3 protein-coding genes and 1 pseudogene are annotated in these 2216 nt (G+C 47.7%); all 4 read right to left on the reverse strand.

Translation table 11 applies throughout. The features are described from left to right. Positions 1-130, reverse strand: a pseudogene (locus tag ACUU1M_RS19870) (transcriptional regulator ChbR); the annotation flags it as partial. A 7-nt stretch (positions 131-137) separates the two neighbouring features. Next, positions 138-488 carry a PTS N,N'-diacetylchitobiose transporter subunit IIA gene (gene chbA, locus ACUU1M_RS19875; RefSeq protein ID WP_000968919.1) on the reverse strand — a complete coding sequence of 117 codons (351 nt, stop codon included), beginning with the start codon at positions 486-488 and terminating at the stop codon, positions 138-140. Between the two features lie 58 nt (positions 489-546). Beyond that, positions 547-1896, reverse strand: coding sequence for a PTS N,N'-diacetylchitobiose transporter subunit IIC (gene chbC, locus ACUU1M_RS19880; RefSeq protein WP_000073037.1), 1350 nt, complete (start codon positions 1894-1896; stop codon positions 547-549). 84 nt (positions 1897-1980) lie between these two features. Further along, a partial coding sequence (chbB, locus tag ACUU1M_RS19885; RefSeq protein ID WP_449144771.1) for a PTS N,N'-diacetylchitobiose transporter subunit IIB occupies positions 1981-2216 on the reverse strand: 236 nt, incomplete at its 5' end.

Raw genomic sequence — 2216 nt, forward strand, 5'->3', positions numbered from 1 at the left:
AGTCGTGCTGATGCAGTCCGCTGATACTCTCAGTTTTGTTATAGATAAACACATGGAAGTTTTTGCCATTAAACAACTGCTGTTCTCGGGCAGTGGCAATTTCCGGCGCGTTAATCACTGGCTGCATCATCGACTCCTTATGCCTTCAGTTTTTCATGAAGCTCAATTAATTCAGTAATCAGTTCACGCGCAAGCATGGACGTCATTAAATGATCCTGAGCGTGGACCAGCACCAGACTCACTTTCATCTTACCTTCGCCCGCATCGCCTTCAATCAGTTTCGTCTGTACCAGATGCGCTTCATTCAATGCCATCCGTGACTGATCCATCATGGCTTTCGCTGCGGCAAAATCGCCCTGCTTCGCCTGTTTCAATGCGGCATACGCCAGGCTACGCGCTTGTCCAGAGTTGATGATAAGCCCCATCACCACTTCTTCCAGCTCTTCAGCTTCTGTTTGCGTATCAGGAATATTATCGAGATCCATCATACATCGTTCCTCTCTCTTCTTACCGGCAAGATTACCCGTACCGGCATCGATTAAAATTTCAGGGGTTAGCGATATCTTCTTCGCTCTCTTCTTTATCAATCGCATTTTGTGCTTTGTTAGCCACCACAACAAAGGGCAGATAAATTAACGTTGCGATGCCAAGGTTGAAGAGTGCGACCAGCAATGCGGCGACGCTACCGTTGGTGTTAAAGAAGGCTCCCAGACCGGTTGGCATGGTCCACGGTGCAATATTGGTCACCGGAGGAATGATGCCCATGTAGTACGCTGCGAGGGTGATTGCCGCCAGAATCGGTTGTACCAGTACAAACGGGATAAACATCACCGGGTTCATGATAATTGGCAGACCAAACAGAATCGGTTCGTTAATCTGGAAGATGCCGGACGGCAGCGCCAGTTTTGCCACCTGACGATAATCAGCACGGCGAGAGGCGATAAAGATAGCCAGGATCAGGCCTAAAGTCGCACCACTGCCCCCAAGGAAAATAAAGGAGTCCAGCATCGGCTTGGCCCAGATATGGAAGGTCTTACCGGCTGCCAGCGCCGCTTCGACGGAACCATATTGCTGATAGGTCGCGATATTTTCCAGCGCCCACGGCGTCATAATGCCGTTGTCCAGTGCGGTCAGCGCCAGCGCGCCATGAATACCGCAGAACCAGAGCAGTGGAACAAAGATCACATAGGCCCAGCCCACCACGCTACCCAACGATGCCAGTGGGGTTGAGATGGTATCCATAATGATCTGATGGAAGTTGGTGCCCCAGGTATTCAACGCCCAGGCAATAATCCCCATCACGGAAAGAATAATAAAGCCGGGAATTAATGCCGAGAAAGAACGCGATACTGAAGCAGGTACGCTGTCGGGCAGTTTAATGACCCAATTGCGGCGGACAATAAAGGTAAACATTTCTGCCACCACCAGGCCAATAATAATCCCGGAGATGATATTCGCCCCACCTAACCAGTTTGCGCCAACCGCATAGGCCTCACCGACACTATATGGGGTGACGGTCATAAATGCTGCAACGGATAACAACCCAGCCGCCAGCGCATCGACTTTACGCTCTTCTGCCAGCGCCATGCCAATAAAGAACGGTGCCATTAAAGACATTATTCCTAATGTTCCGTTATATACGTTGCCGCCAATACCTTTCAGACCATTAAGTGTTTCAATGGTTGAGGCGTCGAGGCGAATACCTAAGGAATAAAAAAACGACCCCTCCCCAAAGCTTAGAAAAACGTTGTTAATTAATACAAACATGGCCCCCGCAAGGGTTAACGGCATTAAGCGAATAAAGCCATTTTTGATTGCATTAACGTGTGGCTGCTTTCCTATTTTAACTGCAAAAGGGAGGAGTACCTTTTCAAGCGATGCAATAACATTACTCATAGAAAAATACCCTTAAAAACCGCAATTTAAATATTGCGGTATTGATTTATGAAATAACTCTTTGACGGGAAAATTTAAAATAAATTAATTTGCTGCGGCTTTTTTAATCGCTGCAACCGCAGCCTTAAGCACGCCTAAACCATCGACTTTGCCATAAAGCAGCGAGTCAATTACTTCAACCGGTTTGTTGGGTAACAAACGCTGGATTTCGGGCAACATATAAGCAATCTGCGGCCCTAATAACACGACATCGGCATTCTGACCTTTTTCACCAGCCAGTGTTTCCGGAAATGCTTCAATAATGACCAGAACTTCATATT

This window comes from Shigella sp. SIG6 (assembly GCF_053555815.1).